General features: G+C 71.6%; 3 protein-coding genes and 1 pseudogene. 1 reads left to right on the forward strand and 3 read right to left on the reverse strand.

From position 1 onward, the window contains the following. Nucleotides 1-14: 14 nt before the first annotated feature. Both AC30N0_RS11260 and AC30N0_RS11265 read right to left on the reverse strand, forming a co-directional pair. Nucleotides 15-794, reverse strand: a complete 780-nt coding sequence (locus AC30N0_RS11260; RefSeq protein ID WP_489518005.1) for an ABC transporter permease — start codon at nucleotides 792-794, stop codon at nucleotides 15-17. 13 nt (nucleotides 795-807) lie between these two features. After that, nucleotides 808-1,506, reverse strand: a complete 699-nt coding sequence (locus AC30N0_RS11265) for a winged helix-turn-helix transcriptional regulator (protein WP_489518006.1) — start codon at nucleotides 1,504-1,506, stop codon at nucleotides 808-810. 145 nt (nucleotides 1,507-1,651) lie between these two features. Between AC30N0_RS11265 and AC30N0_RS11270 the strand changes: the two genes are divergently transcribed. Next, nucleotides 1,652-2,545, forward strand: a complete 894-nt coding sequence (locus tag AC30N0_RS11270; RefSeq protein WP_489518007.1) for a class I SAM-dependent methyltransferase — start codon at nucleotides 1,652-1,654, stop codon at nucleotides 2,543-2,545. Between the two features lie 8 nt (nucleotides 2,546-2,553). On the opposite strand, the pseudogene AC30N0_RS11275 reads toward AC30N0_RS11270, so the two are convergent. Next, nucleotides 2,554-2,901: pseudogene (locus AC30N0_RS11275) on the reverse strand (ABC transporter substrate-binding protein); the annotation flags it as partial.

Genomic DNA, 2,901 nt, shown 5'->3' on the forward strand with positions numbered 1-2,901 from the left:
GCTGTCCGTGGCGCTCATCTCCCGAGCTGCGCCCACGGATAGAGGCGCCGGTTCACCCACTTGAAAAGCATGTCGCTCGCCAGCCCGATCAGGCCGATGACGATGATGCCGAAGATGATCTGGTCGGTGGCGAGCAGGGCCTGGCTGTCGGTGATCATGTGGCCGATGCCGGCCGAGGCGCCGATCAGCTCGGCGACGATGACGTAGGTCCAGGCCCAGCCGAGCACCATCCGCAGCACCTCGGCGATCTCGGGCGCCGCGCCCGGCAGCAGCACGCGGCGGATCAGGCCGCGGTCGCCGACGCCGAGCGTGTAGGCGGCCTCGACCAGGTCGCGCCGCGTGTTGCCGACGATGACGGCGATCATCAGCACGAGCTGGAAGAACGAGCCGATGAAGATGAGGGCGAGCTTCTGCGCCTCGCCGATGCCGGCCCAGAGGATGAGCAGCGGGATGAAGGCGCTCGCCGGCAGATAGCGCGCGAAGCTGATGAAGGGCTCGAAGAAGGCCTCGATCGGCTTGTAGGCGCCCATCATCACGCCGAGCGGGAGCGCCAGCACCGCGGCGAGGGCGAAGCCGCCGAAGACGCGCCAGACCGTCCAGCCGATGTCGTAGCCGAAGCCCTGCGTGGCGAGCAGGTCCCAGCCGGAGCGGACCATCGACACCGGGTCGGCGAGGAAGGTCTTGGAGACGAAGCCGCCGAAGGTCGCGATCGACCAGACCGCGACGAAGAGGACGAAGAAGGCGATGCCGAGCACCACGCGGGTGCCGGGCGCGACGGGGACCAGGGGCCGCATCGGGGCGCCGGGCTCAGGCGGCCGGGCGGCAGGCCGCGCGCGTCTCGGCGAAGGCGCTGCGGCCGAGCCAGTCCCAGAGCGCGCGCACGTCGCGCGCCGCGCCGCGGATGCGCAGGGCGCGCTCGGCCACCGCGGCGTCGGCGTCGCGGTCGCCGGTCCAGACCTCGGTGAGCGCGAGCACCGTGGTTTCGAGGACCAGCGTCGCCTCGGCGCCCGGGTCGTCGCGGCAGAGGTCGGCACAGCCCTTGTCGACGACCAACCACCAGCGCCGCTCGCCCGGCCCGGCGTCGGTGAAGCGGAAGTGGATCGTCACCGCACGGTTCTTCGGGAACTTGTCGAGGTGGACGAAGCGGCGGATGTCCCACATCAGGAAACCGACATCGAGCTGGCCGCGCTTCAGCCGGCTGCCGATCCAGCGCGCCCCCCAATGCCCGATCGCCATCACGATCGGGCGCAGTTCCTCGCCGGCGCCGGTGAGGTGGTACTCGGCGACGCCGGTGCTGCCGGTGGCGCCCCGCTTGACGATGCCGACCTCCTCGAGCTTGCGCAGCCGCTGCGTCAGGAGGGTCGCCGACATGCGTGGCACGCCCCGCCGGATGTCGTTGAAGCGCGTGCTGCCGCACAGCAGCTCGCGCACGACGAGCGGCGTCCAGCGCTCGCCGAAGACCTCGGCGCCGCGCGCGACGGTGCAGAACTGGCCGTAGTCGATCATGGCAGCGAGCCTATGCCTTCGGCAGGGCCCGCGCCAGCCCGCGCGGCCCGGACGACGGTGCATTTTCTGGACCACCCGACCTCGTCCCGCGGCGCGACAGTGGTGGCCACCGCCGACTTCCGGCGGCCCGTTCCAGGAGACCCCCATGAGTGCAGTCCTCTTCACCGCCGGCGCCGCCGCGCCCGGCACCTTCGACCCCGATCGCTTCAAGACGACCACGCGCGCGCAGTGGCAGAGCGCCGCCGAGGCCTGGCATCGCTGGGGTCCGTTCATCGGCCAGTGGCTCGGCGAATCGACCGGGACGATGTTCGACATGACGCGCGTCGGCCCGGGCAGCCGCGTCCTCGACGTCGCCGCCGGCGCCGGTGAGCAGTCGCTCGCCGCGGCGCGCCGCGTCGGCCCCGGCGGCCACGTGCTGGCGACCGACATCGCGCCGGCGCTGCTCGAGTTCGCCGAGCGCGACGCGCGCGCCGCCGGCCTGGACAAGATCGTCGCCACGCGCGAGCTCGACGGCGAGGCGCTTGGCACGCTGCCGCCAGGCTCGTTCGACGCCGTCGTCAGCCGCGTCGGCCTGATCTACTTTCCCGACCAGCAGCGGGCGCTGGCCGGCATGAAGGCGGCCCTCAAGCCGGGGGGTCGCGTCGGCGCCGTCGTCTACTCGACGCCGGAGCGGAACGCCTTCTTCTCGACGCCGGTCAAGCTGATCCGCGAGCGGGCGCGCCTGCCCGCGCCGCTGCCCGGACAGCCGGGGCCGTTCTCCCTGGGCGGCGAAGGCGTCCTCGAAGCGACGCTCGCCAAGGCGGGCTTTCGCGACATCGAGGTGCGCCGCGTGCCTTCGCCGGTGCGGCTGGCGACCGCCGCCGAGTGCGTGCGCTTCGAGCGCGAGTCGTTCGGCGCCCTGCATCAGATGATGTCCGGGCTCACCGAAGACGAGCGCGAAGGCGTGTGGCGCGACATCGAGCAGGCGCTGGAGACCTTCGAGGGCGCCGACGGCTTCGTCGGCCCTTGCGAGATGCTGGTCGGCGCCGGCACCGCCTAGGGCCGGTGCTACTTCAGGAAGCGCGTGTCGGCCAGCTTGCTCATGTCCGGCATCGTCTTGATGATGCCGGCCTCGAGCAGCAGGTCGGCCGCCTCCTTGCTGAAGGCGGCGTGCTCGCCGGCGAAGAACTTCTGGTTCGCGGCGCGGTCCTGCCAGCGCAGGAACGCCTGGCTCTTCTCGAAGGCCTCGCCCGTCTGCTTGACGTCGGCGCCCATGATCTCGAAGCTCTTCTTCGGATCGGCCTTGATCATCTCGAGGGCGTCGAAGTAGCCGTCGGCCAGGGCCTTCGCCGCCTTCGGGTTCTCGGCCAGGAACTTCGGCGTGCAGCCGAAGGTGTCCATCACCATCGGGTAGTC

Source organism: Rhizobacter sp. (genome assembly GCF_031412495.1).
In the GTDB taxonomy this organism is placed as follows: domain Bacteria; phylum Pseudomonadota; class Gammaproteobacteria; order Burkholderiales; family Burkholderiaceae_C; genus Schlegelella_A.